Origin of the sequence: Hyalangium gracile (assembly GCF_020103725.1) — a bacterium.
Taxonomy (GTDB): Bacteria; Myxococcota; Myxococcia; order Myxococcales; family Myxococcaceae; genus Hyalangium; species Hyalangium gracile.
In genome coordinates, this window is record NZ_JAHXBG010000001.1 from 778,583 (window position 1) to 799,962 (window position 21,380).

At 69.9% G+C, this 21,380-nt stretch carries 16 protein-coding genes; 10 read left to right on the top strand and 6 right to left on the bottom strand.

The features are described 5' to 3' along the window. Positions 1-5 precede the first annotated feature (5 nt). From KY572_RS03270 to KY572_RS03280, 3 genes are all read left to right on the top strand, one after another. Positions 6-1,115 (top strand): AAA family ATPase, encoded by a 1,110-nt coding sequence (locus KY572_RS03270; RefSeq protein WP_224240656.1) that lies wholly within the window; start codon positions 6-8, stop codon positions 1,113-1,115. A 113-nt stretch (positions 1,116-1,228) separates the two neighbouring features. After that, positions 1,229-2,806, top strand: a complete 1,578-nt coding sequence (locus KY572_RS03275) for an AAA family ATPase (protein ID WP_224240657.1) — start codon at positions 1,229-1,231, stop codon at positions 2,804-2,806. Positions 2,807-2,813: 7 nt separating this feature from the next. Further along, positions 2,814-3,671, top strand: coding sequence for an HNH endonuclease (locus tag KY572_RS03280; RefSeq protein ID WP_224240658.1), 858 nt, complete (start codon positions 2,814-2,816; stop codon positions 3,669-3,671). Here KY572_RS03280 and KY572_RS03285 read toward each other — a convergent pair. Next, complete coding sequence (locus KY572_RS03285) at positions 3,643-4,644, bottom strand: IS66 family transposase (RefSeq protein ID WP_224240659.1); 1,002 nt, start codon at positions 4,642-4,644, stop codon at positions 3,643-3,645. The genes KY572_RS03280 and KY572_RS03285 overlap by 29 nt on opposite strands. Before the next feature lie 277 nt (positions 4,645-4,921). Here KY572_RS03285 and KY572_RS03290 point away from each other — a divergent pair, with 277 nt between their 5' ends. Beyond that, complete coding sequence (locus KY572_RS03290) at positions 4,922-6,340, top strand: serine/threonine-protein kinase (protein ID WP_224240660.1); 1,419 nt, start codon at positions 4,922-4,924, stop codon at positions 6,338-6,340. A gap of 181 nt (positions 6,341-6,521) precedes the next feature. Here the strand turns inward: KY572_RS03290 and KY572_RS03295 are convergent, their stop codons facing one another. Continuing rightward, positions 6,522-9,188: a metallophosphoesterase gene (locus tag KY572_RS03295; RefSeq protein ID WP_224240661.1), complete on the bottom strand. Its 2,667-nt coding sequence runs from the start codon at positions 9,186-9,188 to the stop codon at positions 6,522-6,524. Positions 9,189-9,388: 200 nt separating this feature from the next. Further along, entirely contained in the window at positions 9,389-9,715 is a 327-nt protein-coding gene (locus tag KY572_RS03300) for a hypothetical protein (RefSeq protein ID WP_224240662.1), read from the bottom strand. A 230-nt stretch (positions 9,716-9,945) separates the two neighbouring features. Here KY572_RS03300 and KY572_RS03305 point away from each other — a divergent pair, with 230 nt between their 5' ends. Both KY572_RS03305 and KY572_RS03310 read left to right on the top strand, forming a co-directional pair. Continuing rightward, positions 9,946-10,164, top strand: coding sequence for a hypothetical protein (locus KY572_RS03305; protein WP_224240663.1), 219 nt, complete (start codon positions 9,946-9,948; stop codon positions 10,162-10,164). Between the two features lie 593 nt (positions 10,165-10,757). Then, positions 10,758-11,552, top strand: a complete 795-nt coding sequence (locus KY572_RS03310) for a hypothetical protein (protein ID WP_224240664.1) — start codon at positions 10,758-10,760, stop codon at positions 11,550-11,552. Positions 11,553-11,607: 55 nt separating this feature from the next. Here KY572_RS03310 and tkt read toward each other — a convergent pair whose 3' ends face one another. After that, positions 11,608-13,662 (bottom strand): transketolase, encoded by a 2,055-nt coding sequence (gene tkt / locus KY572_RS03315; protein WP_224240665.1) that lies wholly within the window; start codon positions 13,660-13,662, stop codon positions 11,608-11,610. Between the two features lie 818 nt (positions 13,663-14,480). Here tkt and KY572_RS03320 point away from each other — a divergent pair. After that, positions 14,481-15,059, top strand: coding sequence for a cell wall protein (locus tag KY572_RS03320; protein WP_224240666.1), 579 nt, complete (start codon positions 14,481-14,483; stop codon positions 15,057-15,059). 116 nt (positions 15,060-15,175) lie between these two features. Further along, positions 15,176-15,670 (top strand): hypothetical protein, encoded by a 495-nt coding sequence (locus KY572_RS03325; protein ID WP_224240667.1) that lies wholly within the window; start codon positions 15,176-15,178, stop codon positions 15,668-15,670. 26 nt (positions 15,671-15,696) lie between these two features. Here KY572_RS03325 and KY572_RS03330 read toward each other — a convergent pair whose 3' ends face one another. Continuing rightward, entirely contained in the window at positions 15,697-17,475 is a 1,779-nt protein-coding gene (locus KY572_RS03330; RefSeq protein WP_224240668.1) for an MASE1 domain-containing protein, read from the bottom strand. 254 nt (positions 17,476-17,729) lie between these two features. On the opposite strand from KY572_RS03330, the gene KY572_RS03335 reads away from it, so the two are divergent. Together KY572_RS03335 and KY572_RS03340 are read left to right on the top strand one after the other, a co-directional pair. Beyond that, on the top strand, positions 17,730-19,238 hold the full coding sequence (locus tag KY572_RS03335) for a serine hydrolase domain-containing protein (protein WP_224240669.1): 1,509 nt from the start codon (positions 17,730-17,732) through the stop codon (positions 19,236-19,238). After that, entirely contained in the window at positions 19,235-19,555 is a 321-nt protein-coding gene (locus KY572_RS03340; protein WP_224240670.1) for a hypothetical protein, read from the top strand. Before KY572_RS03335 ends, KY572_RS03340 begins: the two co-directional genes overlap by 4 nt. A 15-nt stretch (positions 19,556-19,570) precedes the next feature. Here the strand turns inward: KY572_RS03340 and KY572_RS03345 are convergent, their stop codons facing one another. After that, the gene (locus KY572_RS03345) at positions 19,571-21,373 is read right to left on the bottom strand and encodes a sigma 54-interacting transcriptional regulator (protein WP_224240671.1); all 1,803 of its coding nucleotides are present in this window, start codon (positions 21,371-21,373) and stop codon (positions 19,571-19,573) included. Positions 21,374-21,380: the final 7 nt, after the last annotated feature.

Here is a 21,380-nt window from a genome sequence, read left to right on the forward strand (position 1 = left end):
AGGCGATGACGGTGACGCGGCTGGAGATAGCGGGGTACCGCTCGGTGAGGAGCCTCGAGTTGCCGGTGCATCCGGTGACGGTGGTGGTGGGGCCGAACGGGAGCGGGAAGACGAACCTGTACCGAGCGCTGTACCTGCTGCAGGCGGCGGCGGAGGGGAGGCTGGCGAGGACGCTGGCGGAGGAGGGCGGCACGCCGAGCGTGGTGTGGGCGGGGCCGCGAGAGCACAAGAAGCCGGTGCGGATGACCATCGGGGTGACGCTGGATGACGAGCTGGCGTACGAGCTGAGCTGCGGCATCGTGCCGAAGGATCCGTCAGAGCCGGCGACACTGTTCCTGTTGGATCCGGAGGTGAAGGAGGAGCACCTGTGGGCGCTGGCGGGAGGGCGGCGCGCGGTGCTGATGGAGCGCAAGGACCGGACGGCGTTCCTGAGGGATTCGGAGGGGAAGCGGGTGACGTTCCCCACGCAGCTGTGGAGCGCGGAGTCGGTGCTGGATCAGCTGGCGGAGCCGCAGCGCTTCCCGAGGTTGTCGGAGGTGCAGAGGACGCTCAGGGCCTGGCGCTTCTACCACCAGTTCCGGACGGACCTGGAGGCCCCGGCGAGGCAGCCGCAGATAGGCGTGAGGACGACGGCGCTGACGCACGACGGGAGGGACCTGGCGGCGGCGTTGGGGACGATCCGGGAGATTGGGGACAAGCGAGGGCTGGCGAAGGCGATCGACGACGCATTCCCGGGAGCGGAGCTGGCGGTGGAGGCGCCGCAGGGGCGCTTCAGCCTGTCGATGCGGATGCCGGGGTTGAACCGACCGATGGCGGCGAGCGAGCTGTCGGACGGGACGTTGAGATACCTGTGCCTGCTGGCGGCGCTGCTGAGCCCGCGCCCGCCGCCATTCGTGGCCTTGAACGAGCCGGAGACGAGCCTGCACCCGGACCTGCTGGGCCCGCTGTCGAGGCTGATCGTGGAAGCGGCGAAGCACAGCCAGATCTGGGTGACGACGCACGCGGAGCCGCTGGCGGAAGCCATCTCGCGGCACACGGGCTACGAGCCGGTGCGACTGGTGAAGCACCTGGGAGCCACGGAGGTGGAGGGCACGCAGGTGCGCGAGGAGGAGTGACGAGGGCCAACCGCATGCGTTACCCCCGCGAGAGTCACTTGGTGAGTTCTCTAACGCCTGCCTGAATTGAGGTACTCCGCTGCGCGCCCTGTATCCGAGGTGAGGCACGCGGAATGCTCTTCAGCGTCGTTCCAGCCAGCACCGAGGTGGCCCCGGCTCAGCGGGAGAGGGCCTTGCTGATCCGGGAGAAGTGGGACGACCGGTTCGAGTTCGAGACGACGTTCCTGCTGGTCGTCTTCGACATGAACGGGGCACGCCATGACGTCGGGGCGGTGAAGATCGGCCAGTTCGGGATGGAGAGCCAGCGCTCACCGGCGCTCCCGGACGACTTCGACAGCCTGGACGAGCGGTTCTTCTCCCTGGGGCAGGACGAGAACTACTACGAGACGCTCAGCCAGCTCGAGGGCGGCCTGGGGCGCCGCATCCTCGAGGGCCTGAGGGACGTGGCCGACGAGCCCTCCTTGTACGAGCGCGCGCGCCACGAGCCGGTGATGGGCAAGTCGCTGCTGCGCTTCATCCGCGAGGAGACGGTGCTCGGGCGCTTCCATCGGCTCGCCCGGGGCGACGTGCGGCTCATGGGCTTCAAGTTCGCCTACACGTTCCCGAGGCCCGAGGGAGCGGACACGCCGCCGCTCTCGCTGTCCTTCGAGGTGAGCCCGCGCTCCCGGCCACCCACGAACATCCACGCGCTGATCGGCAGGAATGGAGTCGGCAAGACGCGCTGCCTGAACAGCATGACGCGCTCGCTGGTGGAGCAGCGCCCGGAGGCGGCCCAGGTAGGTGCCTTCGAGTCCCTGGAGGAGGAGCGGCGCGCGGGGCTCTTCGCCAACCTGGTCTCCGTCACGTTCAGCGCGTTCGATCCCTTCGGCCCGCTGCCCGAGCCTCACGCGATGGGCTACACGTACGTGGGGCTGAAGCGGGCTCCCGCCGGAGCCGGGGATGGGCAGAAGCTGCCGCCCAAGACGGTGGATGAGCTGACGGACGACTTCGTGGCGAGCGTCGGCAGGTGCCGCTCCGGTGCCCGCGCGCTGCGCTGGCGCCGGGCGCTGGAGACGCTGGAGGCTGATCCCCTCTTCAAGGACGAGGACGTGACAGCGCTCGCGCGGAGTGACGCCGACGTGGGCGAGGCAGGGCGCTCGGAGGGCGAGGGCGCCGGGTGGCGGAGCCGAGCGAAGCGGCTCTACGAGCGGCTGAGCGCGGGGCACAAGATAGTGCTGCTGACGCTCACCCGGCTGGTGGAGACGGTGGATGAGCGCACGCTGGTGTTGATCGACGAGCCCGAGGCGCACCTGCACCCGCCGCTGCTCGCGGCGTTCGTGCGCAGCCTGTCGGACCTGCTCATGCAGCGCAACGGTGTCGCCATCATCGCGACGCACTCGCCAGTGGTGCTCCAGGAGGCGCCGCGCACGTGCGTGTGGATCCTCCAGCGCTCTGGCGCCGAGGTGCGCGCGGACAGGCCGGGCATCGAGACGTTCGGGGAGAACGTGGGCATCCTCACGCGCGAAGTCTTCGGGCTGGAGGTGACGCACGCCGGCTTCCACAGGCTGCTGGAGGAGGCGGTGGCCGAGACAGGAGGAGCCTACGAGGCCGTCCTGGAGCGCTTCGGGAGGCAGCTCGGCACCGAGGCGCGAGTCATCGCGCGCGGGCTGAGCGCGGAGAGCGACTCCGCTCCCCCCGAAGACGCCGCCTGAGCCAGCCATGCGTAAGCTCTCCAGGCCCAAGGAGGCACCGGCGACCGTCTTCCTCGAGTGCGTGGAGGGCGTGGCGGAGCTGGGGTTGAGGGAGCGCTTCCTGCGTGTGAGGCCGGACATCGAGGCGGCCGCCAAGGCGTTCGAGGCCGCCGCGAGGGCGGGAGCGCTCTACACCCTGGAAGAGGAGGAGGATGTCGCGGGGGTGGTGACGAAGGCGGAGATGTCCGACCTCTACGATGGGAGGATGGCGCGGCGCGGCTCGCCTGGGCGAGCCACCTACGACAGGTTGATGCTGCTGGCGCGCGGTATCTGCCCCTTGTGCGGACAGCGGACGGTGTCGACGTTGGATCACCACCTGCCGCGCTCGAAGTTCCCGTCGCTCGCCGTGACGCCCGACAACCTGGTCCCGGCGTGCCTCAACTGCAACCAGGCGAAGCGAGACCAGCGTCCGAGGACGGCGAGGGAGCAGACGTTCCACCCGTACTTCGATGACTTCGGGCAGGAGCCGTGGCTGCACGCCGAGCTCATCGAGGGGACGCCGCCCAGCGTGCGCTTCTCGGTGCAGCCTCCGGAGAGCTGGCCGGAGGAGCGGGGAGCGCGGGTGAGGCACCACTTCAAGACGTACCAGCTGGGCAAGCTCTACGCGGTGCACGCGGGGGTGGAGCTGGTGAACCTGCGGCATGGGCTGCTGTGGCTGCAGAAGAAGGGCGGGGCGAAGAAGGTGCGCGCCTACCTGAAGGACGAGGCGGCGAGCCGCGCGGCGGCGGAGCCGAACTCCTGGCAGACGGCGCTGTACCAGGCGCTGAGTACGAGCGAATGGTTCTGCGGCGAGGGGCTCAGGAGGATCCGAGCCCCAGGCCCGTGAGCGCCCGTCTCGGCGAGACGCGCCAGCGAGAAGGCAGCAGATGGACGAGCTCGGCCTGGGGCATGGCCGGGGACAGGCGAGGCAGGACGTCGAGCAGATACTCGACGGGCTCGACGCCGGCCAGCTGGCAGCAGCTCACCAGGGTGAAGAGGCAGGCGGCCCGTTGGGCACCCGCGTCACTGCTGGCGAGCAGGGGCGCCTCGCGCACGAGCGCCTCGTGCCCCCGGAGCCGCTCGAAGCTGGCGGTGTCGATGGGGACGAGGCCATCGTAGAGGAAGCGGCGCAGCGACGACTCGTTGTCGAGCACATGATGGATGGCCTGCCCCAGCGCCGAGGAGGGCGGTTCATCCGGCAGCCAGCGCATGCACCAGCCCACCAGATCATCATAGGCGGGCTTGCTCAGCTCCTGGCGCCTGGCGCGGCGGACCTCGGGAGACTTCTCGCGGAGGTCCGCCTCCACGGCATACAGGTGCTGGAAGGTGGCCACGGGCATGCGCGAGCGCAAATCGCCGCGCTCCTGGGCCTCGAGGAAGAGGCGGCGAGGCAGCAGGTTGCAGCCGCAGGGGATGATGCCCTGCCGTAGCAAGGCTGTCTCGAAGCGGCTGGGGCCGCTGGCGACGACATAGCCCTTGCGCCTGGAGAGCAGGGGCTCCGGTCCCTGTTGCTCGAGGTTCTCGGCGAGGGGGGAGTAGCGGTAGAGCGCGGTCTGCTCGTCGCCGATGTAGCGCCAGAGGGAGCCGCGCCTTGGGCGCTGGGCGTGGGAGGCGTCCAGGACGGGCAGGGGCGTGGTGTCCAGGAGCATGATCCTGGCTGCCAGCAGGTCCTCCTCGGCGGCGCGCCACAGGAGCTGGAGCCGCTCCAGGGTTCCAGCGAGGGGCTCCGCCGCGGTCTGCTCGAGGGGAGACGCGACCCAGCTGAGCACCCGAGCCAGTGCCTCGCCCTCGCGTCCTGGGAGCAGCAGATCTCTTAGCATCTCGGACACCTGGCCGACGCGTGGGGGCAGACGTCCGATTCACTACCTGGAACGTGGGGCGATGGCAAGCCATTCCAACCTGTAGGCCCTGATGGGCCACATCCCACCTTGGGGGTCGGCCTGGGCGAGGAGACAGCCCCTGGACTCGACGGGTCGGCTGTCACGGCTTGGGAGGGAGGAAGCCGGAGAGGCTCCTCGGAGGGTGCTGGCTCGGCAGACCCACCTGTCGGGTAGAGTGCCGGGCTTGCCGGACATTTGCAACGGCAGCGAGGAACCCATGGCGAAGGAGGAAGCGCCCGAACCGGTTCGACCCCCATCGGCGATGACGGAGGTGGGGGCCTGGAGGCTGCTCGAGCTGCGCAGCTGGGGAGGGTACGGCACGGTGTACCGGGCCGAGCCGGTGGGGAGACCTGGGGCGGGCCCGTTCGCGCTCAAGCTCGCGCTGCAAGCGATGGATGCCCGCTTCCTGAGAGAGGCGGAGCTGCTGCGTCGAGTGCGGCACGCGCATGTGCCGAGGCTCTACGACACGGGGTGGTGGGAGCACCCGGCGGGCCGTTTTCCGTACTTGGTGATGGAGTGGTTCGAAGGGGTGTCCCTGTATGATTGGGGGCGAGGGCGGGAGCTCAGCTCGAGGCAGGTGCTGAGGGTGCTGGCGTCCGCGGCCAGGGCGTTGGAGGCGACGCATGCCGTGGAGGCGGTCCACCGCGACGTCAAGGGAGACAACATGCTGGTGCGGCCAGAAGACTCGCATCTCATGCTGCTGGACTTCGGAGCCGGGGACTTCCGCGGTGCACCCACGCTCACGCGAGAAGTGTTGCCACCGGGGACGCCGGGCTATCGCAGTCCCGAGGCGCTGCGCTTCCAGGAGCGCTACTGGAGGACGGCGGGAGTTCGCTACGAGCCAGGACCAGCGGATGATCTCTACGCCTTGGGAGTCACAGCCTACCGGCTGGTGACGGGCGCGTACCCACCGCCGCCGGTGCCAGGCGAGCAGGTGAAGGAGGACCCGACGATTCCGACGATAGGCTCCGAGCCACCGGAGAAGTGGGCGACGATGAGTCCGGAGTTGGCGGGGATGATCCGCCAGTTGCTCTCGGAGGAGCCGGCGACGCGAGGGAGCGCGGGCCGGGTGGCCGAGGTGATGGAGGAGGCGGTGGAGAGGAGCGGGCCCGAGGCGGATCAGCCCATCCGCCGGAGGGCCCAGCGGGTTCCAGGAGGGCGCCAGAGCAAGTGTGGCTCATCGGGTCCTGGGCGGGAGAGGTGGTCCTGGCTGAGCGTGGCGGCGGGGCTGGCGCTGACAGTGGGGCTCACGACGGCCCTGGTGCTCAGAGGGCAGAGAGACACTGGGGAGCAAGCGCCACCGCGGTTGCTGGAGGAGGAGGGGCCTCCGGGATGGGAAGAGGGGAGCGCGGATGCGGGCACCTCACTGGCGACGGAGTTGCTCGCGGTGAGCGTGAGCGAGGAGCTGCCCGAGCCCGGGTGGCAGGGACTTGGAGAGGAGGTACCCAAGGATCCACTGCCGGGGCAGGCAAGGCCACCGTGCAAGCAGCGGGGAGCGGTGGTGATCAACAAGGGCTGCTGGGGACGTCCGGAGGTTTCAACGCCTCCCTGTGGGGAGGGAGAGTACGAGTGGGAAGGACGCTGCTATCGCCCGCTTCTCGGCCTACCGCGTCCCGCGACCTCGCAGCCGAGGTAGAATAGAAAGACTCAGGTGGATGAAGTCTGGCTTATCTCCTCGAGAATGGACCGGACCTGCTCGGCCTCCGGAATGCGGAGTTCCTCGGCCTTCTTCAGGGCTAGGTGGAGCAAGTCGGTAGCCTGCTGGCGGTCACCCTCATGGTTGCGTGCGAGAAAAAGAAGGGCCAGGTTGGCACGCGCTACGAGCAATGAGCGGACGTCGCCCAGCTTCTCGAAGACGGGAAGCTGCTCTTCGCGACGGATGCGCAGGGCCTCGTCGAGCTGGCCGCGGGCCTGGAGAATGTCGGCAATCCGTAGACGGGAAGCTCCTCTTCGCGACGGATGCGCAGGGCCTCGTCGAGCTGGCCGCGGGCCTGGAGAATGTCGGCACGCATCCCGGAGGCGAGCGCGACTTCTCGCTCGTCTTTCCGTCCCTCATCGAGTCGGATCTTCTCCTCTGCGGCGCTCAGTCCACGGTCGAGTGCACCACCCTGGTAGGACACCAGGCCGAGCGTCCACAGAAGATTGGACCGAGCATCATCCGAGGGGGAAGACTTCAGAGCACGCTCGCAGAAGGCGATCCACGCCGCGTAGGGGCCATTCTGGCGAGCGTAGTCAGTGCCTGCTCGCTCGACTTCGACGAGGTCCTCTTGGGGAACCCGCGCCAACCACTCCACGAGTGCCGCGGTCTCCTGGTGTAGCTCTTTCCAGGACTGACCCTGCTCCTGCTCCCGACCGGGCTCAAGCTCAGGCAATCTCGTCAGGAACCATTCGCTCAGACGAGCAAAGCCTGCGGTTGCTGCGGGCTGGTGTCGGAGAAACTCCGCCACGAGTGGGTGGATGCGCCACGCCCCATCCGGCCGCTCCGTGTGCGGTATCTGGGAGAGAAGAGAGAGCAGAAGTGCATTGTGCAGGAGCTTGCGGAGCTCTTCCTCCGACAGGCCGGCCACGGCAGCCCCCAAGCGGGTCCCGAAGCCGCTGACCGGCGCATGCCCCAGGGCTTCCAGACCGGAGAGCATCCGCTCCGCATCAGCCCCCAGCTGCTTGCGCAGCAGCCGAAGTGAAAGCTCGAAGGTGCTGGCCAGCACCGCGCGCTCCCGGCCATGAGTCCCATCCAGCAGGCGGTCGGCCTTGTCGCGGGGGGCGAGGCTGAGCTTCTGGGCTCGCAGCTCGTTGAGGAAGCTGGAGGCGTCGAGCCCGCCGATGCGCAAGTAGCCTGCCGCCAGGTGCAGCGCCAGGGGCAGGTAGCCGAGCTCCCGTGCCAGTTCCTTGCGCTGTGGTAGCTCGGAGGGCTGGGCTGTCCGCCACTCAGCGTCGAGCTGCTCGAGTGCCTGAGTTTCCGCAAAGAGCGGTACCTCGATCACCTCCCATCCAGCCGCACCCCCGAGTCCCATCAGGCGCCCGGTGAGCAGCAATGGGCAGCCGCGCAGCTGCCGCACCAGTGCCACGCTCTGCTCGGCGGCGGGCTCGGAGTCCACGTTCTCCACCAGCAACAGCACCCTGGAGTCGTGCAGGTGCTCGCGGATCCTCTCGGCCAACCTCTCCAGGCCGACAAGGAGCCCGAGCCGCTCGGCGAGCTGCTGAAGGAGCTGAACCGCTCGCAGCGGCGCTTGGGGGTCGAGCACCAGGCGCAGCAGTCCTCCCGGGAAGTGCTGTTCGTGGAGCGCGAAGAAGTGCTCGGCGAGGGTGGTCTTCCCGAGACCCGGCATGCCCTGGATGGACACAGGGACCGGAGGCCGCTTGTCCTCGGGCAGCACACAGCGAGCCATCCGGCTCAGCTCCGCGTCGCGGCCAATGAAGACGAGCGGTGGGGGCCGAGTATCCTTTGAAGGGAGGGGAGCAGGGGAATCGGGAGGCCAGGACAGCCGCCCGCCACGGGCCTCGGGGTAGACGCCACCGTCATCGAACCAGTGCCCATTGGGAGACCAGGTCCTGAAGCGCAGCGCGTACCGAGAGGGGCGACCCCGCTCGTCAAAGTGGACCGTGATGGCATGGCAGGCGTTGGGCCAGCGGTCACTGGCGTAGAGGCTGCCCGCGGCGAGCTGTCGAGAGAGGCGACCCGGCTCCATCAGCGTCTCGACAGAGGTCTCATGGAGGTGCCCGCGCAGGAGCAGATCCACGTTGTCAGCGAGGAGCTGGGAGACGTGCTTCTCGTCGAAGAGATCTGTGAGGGGATGGTGGACGAGCGCAAGCCGGAAGCCGGAGAGCGGCTTGCCATCCGAGCCGGTCGTCAGGGCACCGACCTGATCGACGGTGAGCAGGAGCTTGCCCGAGTCGTGGTCGTCACCAGCGGCCCAGGCCGAGTCGAGGCCGATGACGTGGATGTCGGGAAGGCCGGGCAACCGGAGCGTGCTTCGGAAGCCGAGGGTACCGTGGGGAGAGTTCTCAGGAAGCAGCTCGGGTCGCTTGAGGGTCTTGCCCACCCATTCGCGGTACGCGGCCTGCCTGGAGAGGAGCAGCTCCCGCTGTCCTTTCTCATAACCCAGGGGAGGCCTGTCCTCGGCCATCCATTGGGCCAGGGCGCCGGGGTCGGTGCGGCCAAGGTTCTTGCGGAGCATCTCCCACGCGGCCTTCCCCAGGTCGCGGTCGATGTCATGGTTGCCCGGGACGACGAAGAGCCGGTCCATGGAGAGCCCGAGAGGTTCGAGCAACTGGGTGAGGAGGGACTGGGCCAGGGCGTACTCCTCCGCCTTTCCGCCGTGGGCCACATCTCCGGTGAAGCACACGAGGTCGAACTGGCCATCCTCGAGCAGCTCGTCGAGGTTGCGCTTCCATGCGTCGCCGAGCACGCGCTGCACCCGCCAGGCATGGCGCCCGAGGATCGCATGCAGGTCTGAGATGTGGAGGATGCGCAGCGTCGCGGGCATCAGGAGCCCCTATGAAAAGGAGGACCGCGTGATGGGGATTCAGCCTTCTATACCGGCGAGAACCACGTAGGGCGACATGGGGGCGCAGGGCGGAAGCCAGGGACTCCGGTCGCAGTCCTGCCGAACCGGTCTGCTTGTCATACCAGTTGGCTCGGAGTCAGCGCCGGGAGGGGGCATCGGACTGCGCGCTCCGGAAAAGTTCACGCCTGCCGCAGCAGGCCGTTCCGCGGACCCCGGTCGCGAGCGCCCCGAGGCCCCACCTCGAAACGGAGCCGCACTTCGGAGGCCAGCCCTTGGAGGCATGAGGGTGGCTGGGCCACGACTTGCGGCCATGTCTTGGCGGAGGCGCCCTTCATGTCGTGGAGTTGGACACGCATGCTGAGGTCCGTCAGGCCGACGAAACCCAGACCGATTCCACCGGGCCGCACGCTGACGGTCCAACCAGAAAGCCTTCCGCTGCCGCCACGAAGGCCCAACTGCGGCACCAGATCGTGCTTGAGCCAGTCCAGGTAATGCGCGTCATCCATGGGTATGCATCCCCGTATCAAGCCCGGTGAGCATATCGGCAGGCGAGCAGGTGCGCAGCGTGCTGAAGGCCATGGCGCTCTCTGTCATGGGCGAGGTGTTCAGCAGCTCGGGCGGGGTGCGGTGGTGCAGCCGGAAAGGTGGGCGTGCTGATGGCCGCCAGGCTCACGCGCGGCAGATGTTCGCCGGCTCGCCGGATACAGTCGCTGTGTAGGGACCAAAGGGAGAGAGCATGTCGATAACCAGCAAGAGCGCGCTAGGACTCATAAAGGCAGGTGCAAATCTTGAGATCACGGAAGCGGCCGGGTTCACGTCGGCTAGCGTGTTGGAACTCGTGAAAGAAGCAGCCGAACGCGGGGTGCACATCACGATCCACGCTTCGAAGTTCACATCAACCACGCTGCTGGGCTTCGTTGAGGCAGCGCCGTCGAACGTGACAATCGTAATCTGAGTCCGGAGCTTCAAGTCCTCAGGGAGGAGGGGCGGCGGGGCGCGCACCGCTCCTTCTCCTCAATCTTCAGCAGGTTGGATCAGGGCACGAAGATGCCGTCACCGTGGCGCCATCCCTCCGCCCTGTCCGCTGGTGCCAGCGGTTTGCGCATCTCCACGAACTCGTTCCTTCTTCTTCTTCTTCGGAGGAGGGTTGGACTGAGTGGTGTCGCTCCCAGGCGGCTTTGTCCCCGGAGTGGTCTCAGAGGTCGCGGGCGCGGATGCTTGGCCCCCTTCAGTGTTCGTCGGCTGTGCTGGCGGCGGAGGAACGTCAGCCACGGCAATCCAAGGAACAGACAGCACCAAGAGAACGAGGAGCAGTCGGGCCATGAGAGGACTCTATCACCGTCCCACAGACGACGGATTGAGGGACGGCTTTTGGAGCAGCGCCGCCGGAGGGGACGGCGAAGCTGGCGGCAAGCAGCGCGTGCGCAAGCTGCCGCGGAGCTCGCGTACATGAGGAGGGCTCGCTCTCCTGCTCGGCTCCATCCCGGGGGCGGATAGGCCCATCGAGCCCAGGTGCCCACCTTCTGGCGGAGCTTCGCGGAGGTGGGAATGGAGACGACGGTTCAGCATGAGGCAGAGCGCGCGCGGCGGCTCTGGCCAGCACCCGAGCGGGTGAGCCGCAGGGAGCAAGGCAAGCGCTGGCCGGTGGTGGGCGTCACGCTGGGCCTGAACGTGGCGGCGCTGGGACTGAGCTGGCTCGCGCGTGGAATCCGCAAGCCGTCGGCCCGGATGCTTCGCGTGGGAGGGCCGCTGCTCGCGTTGTCCTCCTGGGCCTACGCGCTGTTCATCCGGAGCTGGCACCTGCGGTGGGGCGCGACGAGCGCGGAGGTCCAGCAGTCCATGCCAGGGGATGAGCTGGTGCCCCATCCGCACCTGGACACGACGCGCGCCATCACCGTCGAAGCTCGGCCCGAGGCCATCTGGCCCTGGCTGGTGCAGATGGGCTACCACCGAGGAGGGTGGTACTCGTACGACTGGCTCGACAACCTCGGGGCGCCCAGCGCGAGGAACATCCTCCCGGAGCTGCAGAACCTCCAGGTAGGAGACAGGCTGACGCCCATCGCGAGTGGGTTCGTCGTCGCGGCGGTGGAGCCTCAGCGCTCGCTGGTGCTGCTGACACGAGACCCGAGAGGCCGAATCCGGACGAGCTGGACTTTCCTGATCGAGCCCATCGGGCCGGGACGCTGCCGGCTCATCGAGCGCCTCCGGTGCGTGTACGACTTCAACCTGCTGGGGCTGCTCCTGTTCCTGGCCATCGAGCCCGCGGACTTCGTGATGATGCGCAAGCAGATGTTGAACCTGAAGCGCAGGGCCGAAGTCACCTTGACCGGCGCAAGGGCCTGACGCGGCCCGTGTCGTCCGAGACGTCCACGGACCGCGAGGCCAGACGAGCGCGGCGCTACCGCCGCGCCTTGGCGATCGTCTCCTTCGCCACCTTCACCACGTTGTCCACGGTGAAGCCGAACTTCTGGAGCAGGGACTTGAGCGGCGCGGACGCTCCGAAGGTGCGCATGCCAATCACCGAGCCGCTCAGCCCCACCCAGCGCTCCCATCCGAACGCCGCGGCCTGCTCCACCGCCACACGCGCGCGCACCGAGGGCAGCAGCACGGAGTCCTTATAGCTCTCGTCCTGCTGCTCGAAGAGCTCCCACGAGGGCATGCTCACCACGCGCGCCTTCACGCCTTCGGCCTTGAGCTTCTCAGCGGCCTCCAGGCACAGCGACACCTCGCTGCCAGTGCCGATGAGGATGACATCCGGCTCCTTCTCGCTGTCGGCGAGCACATACGCGCCCTTGGCCAGCCCCGAGGCCGGCGCGTACTTCGTGCGGTCCAGCGTGGGCACCGCCTGGCGCGTGAGCACCAGCGCCACCGGGTGGTGCGTCTGCTGGGCGATGACGCGCCAGGCCTCCGTCACCTCGTTGGCGTCCGCCGGCCGCAGGACGATGAGGCCCGGGATGGAGCGCAGCCCGGACAGCTGCTCCACCGGCTGGTGCGTGGGCCCGTCCTCGCCCAGGCCGATGGAGTCATGGGTGAAGATGTGGATGGCGGGCACCTCCATGATGGCGGAGAGCCGGATGGCCGGGCGCTGGTAGTCGCTGAAGATGAGGAACGTGGCGCCGTAGGGGCGCACCTTGCTCAGCGCCAGCCCGTTCACGATGGAGCCCATGGCGTGCTCGCGCACACCGAAGTGGATGTTGCGCCCGGCCAGGTCCCCCGGCTTCATCGGCCCCGAGGTCGTGATGTACGTCTTCGTGGACGGGTTGAGGTCCGCCGAGCCGCCCACCAGCCACGGGTAGTTCTTCGCCAGGGCGTTGAGCACCTTGCCGCTCGACTCGCGGGTGGCCAGGCCTTTGGCATCCGCGGGGAAGGAGGGCAGCTCCTTGTCCCAGCCCTCGGGCAGGGCGAAGCGCTGCATGCGGTCGAGCTGGTCCGCCAGCTCCGGGTGCTGCTTGCGGTACTCGCCGAGCGTCTTCTCCCACGCCTCCCGGAGCTGCTTGCCGCGCGCGCCCATCCGCTCCTGGAAGCGCTCGCGCACGCCGTCGGGCACCAGGAACTGCGCATCCTCGGGCCAGCCATAGGCCTTCTTGGCGCCCTTGATCTCCTCGGCGCCCAGCGGCTCGCCGTGCGCGGACGCCGTGCCCTGCTTCTTCGGCGCCCCGAAGCCGATGTGGCTGCGGACGACGATGAGCGTGGGCTTGCCGCGCTGCTCCTTGAAGGAGCGGTAAGCGCCCTCGAGCGCCTTCAAATCATTCGCGTCCGCCACGTGGAGCACGCGCCAGCCATAGGCCTCGAAGCGCCGGCCCACGTCCTCGGTGAAGGCCAGGTCCGTGCTGCCGTCGATGGAGATGCGGTTCGCGTCGTAGATCCAGCACAGGTTGGGCAGCTGCAGGTGCCCGGCGGTGGAGGCGGCCTCGCTGGCCACGCCCTCCATCATGTCCCCGTCACCGCAGATGGCCCACACGTCGTAGTCGAACAGGGTGAAGCCGGGGCGGTTGAAGTGGGAGGCCAGCCACCGCGACGCGATGGCCATGCCTACGCTGTTGGCCACGCCCTGGCCCAGCGGGCCCGTGGTGGTCTCCACACCCGAGGTCCACCGGTACTCGGGGTGGCCCGGCGTGACGCTATCGAGCTGGCGGAACTTCTGGAGGTCCTCCATGGACACGGCCGGCACGTCCTCCACGCCGGAGTCCCGGTTCACGCGCCGCACACCGGCCAGGTGCAGCAGCCCGTACAGCAGCATGGAGGCGTGGCCGTTGGAGAGGATGAACCTGTCGCGGTTGGGCCAGCTGGGGCTGGCCGGGTCATACCGCAGCTCCTGCTGCCAGAGCTGATAGGCGACGGGAGCCAGCGCCATGGGCGCGCCCGGGTGCCCGGAGTGGGCCTTCTCCACCGCGTCCATGGCCAGGGTGCGCAGCGTGTTGATGCACTGAGTGTCCAGCGTGTCGGTCGTCATAAGTGGGAGTTCCTCGCCCTGCGTGGGGCGCACCATGCCGCAAGCGCCGCCCGTTCGCCGCACCAAACGCGCGCAACGTGCGGGGTGGGACGGAGTGTCAGACCGCCGTCCTACACTCCAAGAAGAAATAGAGCCGGTCCTGGTTCGTTTCAGGAAACGGGCGGGGTGCTCGTCAAGGGCCGTCGCTCTGGGTTCAGGGGAAGGTCATGGGTCATCTGTTCGTTCCGGCGGCACTGGTGTTGTGGGTGGGGGTGGCGGTGGTACGCGCCTTGGCGACACCGGCCCCAGCCCCGGCTCCTACCCGGGCGGTGGAAGTGGAACTCGAGAAGCCGCGCGCAGCGGGTACCTCCGACAAGTCCGTGTCGGAGGCCCAGCGGCCGCAGGCACCAGTGAAGGGCGAGGGCTGACGGCTCTCCCCGCAGGCAGTGTCAGGGTGAACGCGTAGAGCGTGCAGCTCGGGGGCTCGGCTCCCGAGGGCTGCGCGAGGCGTGCGCCCATTTCAGCAACGTGGAGGGGCACCCGTCCTGTCTGACGGGTGGATTCAACGTGGGGGGATGGTCATGATTCAGCTTTTCATCCCAGCGGTGTTGGTGCTCTGGGTGGCGTGGGTGGTCCCGCGCTCCCGTCGTCGCAACCGGCGGTTCAAACTGAGCGCCCGGGCTCGCTAGCTCGCCGAGAGCTCCGAGTAATCGGAGCCCGAGCAACCCGAGCCGGAGCGCTTCACCGGCCCCGAGGTGAACAACCTCGGGGCTCTTTTTTTGTCTACAGCGGTCGGGAGACTCACGACGGCGGCCCCATGGGTGTATATGGGGTGACACATGTCCTTCGAAAAAGCCCTTCGAGAGATGATTCGCCGCGAGCTGGAGTCGCAGCTCGGCCCGCTCCAGAAGTCCATCGTGCAGCTGGAGCGAGGCCTGTCCTCGCTTCAGTCCCTGCGTGACGTCACAGGGAGGCTCGCGCCCCTGCTCGGCCAGAGAGCCCGGGAGGCTGTCCTTCGGCGGGCCCAGGAGCAGGCGACGCCTCCGCGGGCCGAGCCCACACGCGCCCCCGCCGCCGCACCGGCGCGCAAGGGCAAGGGCAAGGGCAAGGCCCCCGCCGCCGCCCCCGCCCCCGCCGAGCGGGCCTGCGCGGTGATGGGCTGCAAGCGGCCGGCGCGCTCCAAGGGGTACTGCTCGGCGCACTACCAGAAGCTGCGCCTGCTGATCCGCACCAACCGCCGCCCGGCGGACTGGGTGGATGACGCCGCCCCCAACTCGGCCAAGGACGTGAAGCTGCCCCGAGGCCGGGCCGCCGCGCGCGAGCGTCAGCCCGAGCCGGCCGCCGCCCCCAAGGAGCCGCCCAAGCCCAAGGCCTGGGTGCGCAAGAAGGGCGGCGCGAAGATGGTCTCCCTGCACTGAGCGGTCCGGGAGCCGGTGGAGCGCTCGCGGGAGGAGCCAGCAGCGTGTCGTGGCTTCCCGACACGACAGGTCACACGGCCGTTGACAGACCTGTCGGGGGATGGGATTCGGGCGGCATGAGCGAGCAAGGCTATCCGGTCTCCGTGGCTGTGAAGCGCCCCGACGGGCGCGTCGAGCACGTGCGTGTGGGAACCGCGTTCAGGTCCGAGGACGGCTTCACGCTGCGCATGGGCGAGCTCTTCATCGGCGGTACGGCGGACGCGGCTTCGGCCTCGGCTCCGGCGCCGCGGCGGGCTGCCAGCAGCGCAGGTGGCGGCGGCGGCGGCGGCGAGGTGTTCCCCAACTACGGCCGCAGCAAGGGCGGGCCCATCCGCGGCGCGACGATGCAGGACCTGGAGTACTACGCCAACGGCGCCCGGCGCTCGTTGAACGACCCGAGCAAGTCGCGCTGGCACGACAAGGAGCGCGCGCTGCTGGCGGCCATCGAGGCGGAGATCGCCCGCCAGCGCGGCGGTGGTGGGGGCGGGGACGAGGAGCCGCGCGGCGGCTCGGGCGGGGCGATGGACGACAGCGAGCCGCCTCCGCACACGGACGAGGACATCCCCTTCTAGGCCGGGAGCCGTCCGCGTCAGGCGGCTCAGGACGCCAGGGGCTGCTCGGTGGCGGACTCGGTGCATGGCAGCCGCACGGTGAAGGTGGTGCCGCGGCCCTCGGTGCTGCGCACCTCCACCTGGCCCAGGTGTCCCTCCACGATGCGCAGGACGATCGGCAGCCCCAGCCCGATGCCGTTGGCCCGCGTGGTGAAGAACGGCTCGAAGATGCGCCGCTGCACCTCCGGGCTCATTCCCCGGCCGGTGTCGGAGATGGAGAGCTGGAGCTGCTGGGGCGCGCGCTCGTCGCGAGCGATGCGCACCTGCAGGGCGCCTCCGTCGGGCATGGCCTGGAGGGCATTGGTGAAGAGGTTGGTGAAGGCCAGGTGGAGCAGGGGCGCATCCACCAGCGCGGGCGGCAGCGCCGGCTCCACCTCGCGCAGCACGGTGATGCGCGGGTTCGGGCCCTGGGAGCGCAGCGCCGCGCAGAGGGCACCCTCCACCACGGCCTCGAGCGGCTGGGGGCGGGGCCGAGGCCGCACCGGCCGGGCGAAGTCCAGCAGCTCGCGCACGAGCTGATCCAGCCGCTGCACCTCCTCGTCGATGATGTCGAGCAGGGCCTCCTCCTGGGGCTCGGGCCGCCGGCCGGGCAGGTGGCGCAGCGCCGAGACGCAGTTGGCGATGGCGCCCAGCGGGTTGCGCACCTCGTGGGCCAGGGTGGCGGACAGCTCGCCGAGCGCGGCCATGCGCTCGCGGGCCAGCAGCTCCGACTGCGTCCGCGCGAGCACCTCCAGGGAATGGCGCAGCTCCTGGTTGAGCGCGGACACCTCGAGCTGGGCGCGGCGCCGCTCGCCCAGCGCGGCGGCCAGCAGCAGGCCGGAGATGTTGACGGCCCCGAGGAACAGCTGGAGCAGCGCGAGGCGCTGGCTGGGGCCCGGCGCGGGGGACGGAGCGCTGAGCTCCTGCTCGTGGTGCTGCGGGCCGGGAGCACGGGCCACGCGTGGGAGATGCTGGAGCGCCGGCCGTGAGAAGGGGCCGTGGCCCTGGGCGGTGTGCCAGAGGGCCACGGTGGAGATGAGGGCGGTGACGGCGGTGGTGCCCGCGGCCTCCAGGCGCAGGGCGGCCCAGAGGATGAACGGGAGGGACAGGTACACCAGGGGGTGGAGCGCCCACCACGGCTCCAGGGCCTGGCTGCGGAAGACGACGTGCGTGGCCGTGCCCACGACGAGCAGGGTGGCGCCCAGCTCCCAGCGGCGGCGGTGCTCCCAGCCCTTGAGGCCGTGTGTCCAGGCGAGCAGCAGCGGCGCCAGCACCAGCACGCCCATGGCATCGCCGAGCCAGAACACCCACCAGGTGGGCCAGTAGAGCTGCCAGGAGCTGGCCCCCGAGAGGACGATGAGGGAAACGGCCACGAAGGCGGTGGCCAGGGTGCTGAGCCCGGCTGACAGCGTCACCAGCCCGAGCACATCCCGCACCCGGTGCAGCTCCACCCGAGGCCCCACCAGGCGCCGCAGCAGCGCGGCCCCGACGAGCGCCTCGAGGGCGCCGCAGGTGGAGACGAGCAGGGTGAGCACCCCGGAGCGGTCGGAGTGCTGGGTGAGGAACCCCAGCGCGACGGTGGTGAGCGCCACCGCGGGCCAGTGCCGCGCCGGGGACATGAGCAGGGCAAAGAGGACGAGCCCGCTGGGGAGCCACACGGCGGAGGACTGCTCGGAGCTGGTGGTGAGCTCGCGGCCCAGCGAGGCCAGGCCGAGGTAGAGCGAGGCGAAGAGCGCCAGGCGCGCCCCGGGGTGCCAGCGCGGCAGAATGAGTGCGTCCTGGACCACGTTCCCCCCAGCGCCACCGGGCCACGGCGACATGATCAAGGAGCGTCGGGCCGAACTCCCCTGTGAGCCGTGCCCTGGAAGCGTGGCACAGGCGCGCCCGCCTCGGGTAGCGAGCGCGCGGCCGCCTCGCGTGGATGGTAAGACTCCAAACCATGCCTTCGCCGCAACCCGCTGGAGTGTTGAGTTCTTCAACTGAAGCTGCCCCGCGGGGCGGCCTGGAGGCGCGGCCTGGCTGGAGCTGGAGCCGCTGGGCCGTGAATGTGGCAGTGACTGCGCTGGCCGTGCTGCTGTCGCTGCGAGTGGGCATGGGTGTGGGAGCGCTCGGGACGAGCACGGTGCTGGCGGCGCTGCCCGCGCTGCTGCTCGTGGTGGTGCTGCCGCCGGTGGCGGTGGTGGGAGCCAACAGCTGGCAGGTCCGCCGTCTGGGAGCGGGCAGCACGCGGTGGGGCGCGGCGTTGGGCGTGGCGCTCGGGCTCCAGGTGCTGGTGCTGGTGGGGGCCATCCTGGTGGGCGCCTCGGCGCGGAGGCTCGGGGATGTCGCGCTGCTGATCGCGGTGGAGGCGGCGGTGCTTCCGGCCGTGGTGATGCGGCTGGCGCGGGGCTCGAGGGCCGCGCTTCCTTCCCCGAGCGGAGCGCTGGCGCTGCTGCTGGTGCTGCTCGCGGGGCCGAGGCTGGCGCTCGCGGCCTGTCCCGAGCGGGACGCGTGGCCGACGCGGGACTGGCCCCGGGGCGCGCTGCCGGCCGGGCGCGAGCAGGCCCTGAAGGCCTTCGAGGACTACGCCTTCACGCTGGAGGGCAAGGACGAGGACCGCGACGGCGTGCGCACGGACGGGGTGGTCATCATCCACCGGGGGCGGCTGGTGTACGAGCGCTACGCGCGAGGCTTCAAGGCGGAGCAGCGCCACCTGGGCTGGTCCATGTCGAAGAGCGTGACGAACGCGCTCACGGCGCTGGCGGTGGCGCACGGCGCGCTGTCGCTGGACGACTCCATCTGCAAGCACGTGAAGGCGACGAACCAGGCGGCGTGCGCCATCACGGTGCGCCACCTGCTCGAGTTCGGCTCGGGGCTGGACTGGAAGGAGGGCTACGAGAACGACTCGCTGCAGACGTCCTCGGTGCTGGCGATGCTCTACGGAGAGGGGCGCCGGGACATGGTGGCCTTCATCACCTCGCACGCGCTGCGGGACACGCCGGGCACGAGCTGGGAGTACTCCTCGGGGGACAGCACGCTGCTGGCCGGAGTGGTGGGCGCGGCCATGAAGCCCCGCTTCGGCGACGGCTGGGAGTGGAAGCTGCTGCTGGAGCCGGTGGGAGCGCGCAGCGCCGTCCTCGAGCGGGACGGCCAGGGCGTGCTGGTGGGCTCCTCGCTGATGCACGCCACGCCGCGCGACTGGGCGAAGCTGGGTTTCTTCTTCCTCAATGACGGCTGCTGGGAGGGCCAGCGCCTGCTGCCCGAGGGGTGGATGGCCGCCTCCGTCGCCGTCTCCGAGCCGCTCAAGCAGAAGCGCGTGGACTGGGATGCCGGAGACGTGACGGGCCGCAAGTTCTGGCTCAACCGCCCGGTGCCCGGCTTCCAGGATGAGCGGCCCTGGCCGGACGTGCCCGAGGACGCCTACGCCATGCGCGGACACTGGGGACAGTCCGTCACCATCATCCCCTCGATGGACCTGGTGGTGGTGCGCATGGCCGACGATCGGAAGAAGGCCTTCAGCCTCAACACCTTCCTCAAGCACGCCATCCCGCTGGTGGAGGGCGCGCCATGAAGCGCACGGTGCTCGCGGTGCTGCTCGGGGCCCTGCTGCCGGCGCTGACCTCCTGCGGGAGGCCTGGCGACCGGCGCCTGTACACCAACAACGACCTGGTGCTCGTGACGAGCTACACGGCCAAGGACGCGTGCTCCTGCCTCTTCGTCATGGAGCGGGAGGAGGAGTTCTGCCGCGCCTTCGTGAAGGCCAACCCGGCCGTGGCGCACCTCACCATCGACCGGGAGCACAAGGCCGTGGAGACCTCGGCGCTGCTGCTCTGGGGCGCCCGAGCCCACTACGTGGACGAGCGCAGCGGCTGCGTGATGGAGCCTTGAGGGCGAGCGCTCGGCTCAGCCGCCCTTCCAAAGCCCGTGACGGCGGGCCCTGCGCCCCAGCGTGACGGGGTCCATCCCCAGCGCCACCGCCGCGCGCCGCAGCACGCCGCCGTGCTGCTCCAGCGCCTCGCGGATGATGTCCCGCTCCACCTGCTCCATCCGTGCCTTCAGCGAGCCGCTCATCACCACGGTGGCCGGGCGCGTGCCCACCAGCGTCGGAGGCAGCAGCCGCCGCGTCACATTCTCTCCCGGCTGGGACAGCAGCACCGCGCGCTCCATCACGTTGCGCAGTTCGCGCGCGTTGCCCGGCCACGAGTAGGCCAGCAGCGCCTCCTCCGCCTCCGGGGCCAGCCCGCTCGCCGAGCGCTTCAGCGCGCGGTTGAACAGCTCCAGGAAGTGTCGGGCCAGCGAGAGCACGTCCTCGGGCCGATCGCGCAGCGGGGGCAGGTCGATGGTGAAGCTGTTGAGCCGGTAGAACAGGTCCGCCCGGAACCGTCCGGCCCGCACCTCCTGGGCCAGGTCCCTGTTGCTCGCCGCCACCACGCGCACGTCCACGTGCCGCACCTGCGTGCCGCCCACCGGCCGCACGTCCCCGCCCTCCAGCACGCGCAGCAGCTTGATCTGCAGGTTGGGCGTCGTGTTCTCGATTTCGTCCAGGAAGATGGTGCCGCCGTCGGCCAGCACGAACAGGCCCGGGTGGTCCGCCACCGCGCCGGTGAAGGCGCCCTTCACGTGGCCGAACAGCTCGCTCTCCAGCAGCGTCTCGGTGAGCGCGCCGCAGTCCTGCACCACCAGCGGCACGTCTCCGCGGCCGCTCATCCGGTGGATGATGCGCGCCAGCACCTCCTTGCCCGTGCCCGTCTCGCCCTGCAGCAGCACCGCCACCCGGTGGGGCGCCGCCACGCGCACCAGCTCCATCACCCGCTGCATCGCCGGGCTCGAGAAGCCGGGCCCATCCCCCTGCGCGGGCGCCGGCGCTCCCGCCGGCCCGCTCATCAGCGCGCGCTCGCGCAGCAGGTTGCGCTCCAGCTCCAGCGCCATGCGCCGCTGCTCCGTGCGCACCCCGTGCTCGCGCCCCGCGTCCAGCACCGCCTGCCGCACCACCTCCACCTCGGGCGCCGGCCCCAGCGCTCGGAAGATGCTGCCCGCGTTGAACAGGCCGATCAGCCGCTCGGGCGCCGCAGGGGCGCAGCAGACGATGCGCGCCGCCATGTCACTGGGCGGAGCGGCCCCCGTGGCGTCCACCTCCTCCAGGCGCCGCGCCGACAGCTGCTCGATGAGCGACAGCGCCTGCACCTCGTCCCACCCGGCCACCAGCAGCACCGCCACGTCTCCGCGAGACAGCAGCGCATGAATCTCCGCCGCCGAGTCCGCGAAGCCCAGCCGCGCGTGCCCCTCCAGCGCCGTGCGGATGGTGCGCGCCTGCGCCTCCGTCGCGAAGGCCACCGCCACGTGCAGGGCGCTCTCGAGCAGGTAGCGCACCAGCGTCACCCGGTCCGAGCCCTCGAAGGCGCTGAACGACAGGCCCAGCGCCGTCACCGTGCCGCCCTCGGCGCCCTCCGTGTCGTGCCGCCACCGCACCACGCCCCGCACCCGGATGCGCGCGTGCGAGTCCGGCAGCGAGAACTCCATCTCCAGCTCCTGCCCCTCGCGCGGCCCCTCCTCCGGCCCGCCGCGCGGGGTGGCCACCAGGCCGATGCCCGTCTCGCTGATGTTGACCGACCAGCACCCGTGCAATGCCGGCTGCGTCACCACCTGCACGTACAGGGGCTTACGCGGGCTGCGGTCGACAAAGGTGGAGTCGCGGGTTCGCTTCATACGTGAA

What these genes read in the sequence shown, in the direction of transcription:
- KY572_RS03310 (WP_224240664.1), top strand. Translation starts at nt 10,758, where the DNA reads ATGGAGACGACGGTTCAGCATGAGGCAGAGCGCGCGCGGCGGCTCTGG.
- KY572_RS03340 (WP_224240670.1), top strand. Translation starts at nt 19,235, where the DNA reads ATGAAGCGCACGGTGCTCGCGGTGCTGCTCGGGGCCCTGCTGCCGGCG.
- tkt (WP_224240665.1), bottom strand. Translation starts at nt 13,662, where the DNA reads ATGACGACCGACACGCTGGACACTCAGTGCATCAACACGCTGCGCACC.
- KY572_RS03300 (WP_224240662.1), bottom strand. Translation starts at nt 9,715, where the DNA reads ATGGATGACGCGCATTACCTGGACTGGCTCAAGCACGATCTGGTGCCG.
- KY572_RS03270 (WP_224240656.1), top strand. Translation starts at nt 6, where the DNA reads ATGACGGTGACGCGGCTGGAGATAGCGGGGTACCGCTCGGTGAGGAGC.
- KY572_RS03290 (WP_224240660.1), top strand. Translation starts at nt 4,922, where the DNA reads ATGGCGAAGGAGGAAGCGCCCGAACCGGTTCGACCCCCATCGGCGATG.
- KY572_RS03320 (WP_224240666.1), top strand. Translation starts at nt 14,481, where the DNA reads ATGTCCTTCGAAAAAGCCCTTCGAGAGATGATTCGCCGCGAGCTGGAG.
- KY572_RS03305 (WP_224240663.1), top strand. Translation starts at nt 9,946, where the DNA reads ATGTCGATAACCAGCAAGAGCGCGCTAGGACTCATAAAGGCAGGTGCA.
- KY572_RS03275 (WP_224240657.1), top strand. Translation starts at nt 1,229, where the DNA reads ATGCTCTTCAGCGTCGTTCCAGCCAGCACCGAGGTGGCCCCGGCTCAG.
- KY572_RS03295 (WP_224240661.1), bottom strand. Translation starts at nt 9,188, where the DNA reads ATGCCCGCGACGCTGCGCATCCTCCACATCTCAGACCTGCATGCGATC.
- KY572_RS03280 (WP_224240658.1), top strand. Translation starts at nt 2,814, where the DNA reads ATGCGTAAGCTCTCCAGGCCCAAGGAGGCACCGGCGACCGTCTTCCTC.
- KY572_RS03345 (WP_224240671.1), bottom strand. Translation starts at nt 21,373, where the DNA reads ATGAAGCGAACCCGCGACTCCACCTTTGTCGACCGCAGCCCGCGTAAG.
- KY572_RS03285 (WP_224240659.1), bottom strand. Translation starts at nt 4,644, where the DNA reads ATGCTAAGAGATCTGCTGCTCCCAGGACGCGAGGGCGAGGCACTGGCT.
- KY572_RS03325 (WP_224240667.1), top strand. Translation starts at nt 15,176, where the DNA reads ATGAGCGAGCAAGGCTATCCGGTCTCCGTGGCTGTGAAGCGCCCCGAC.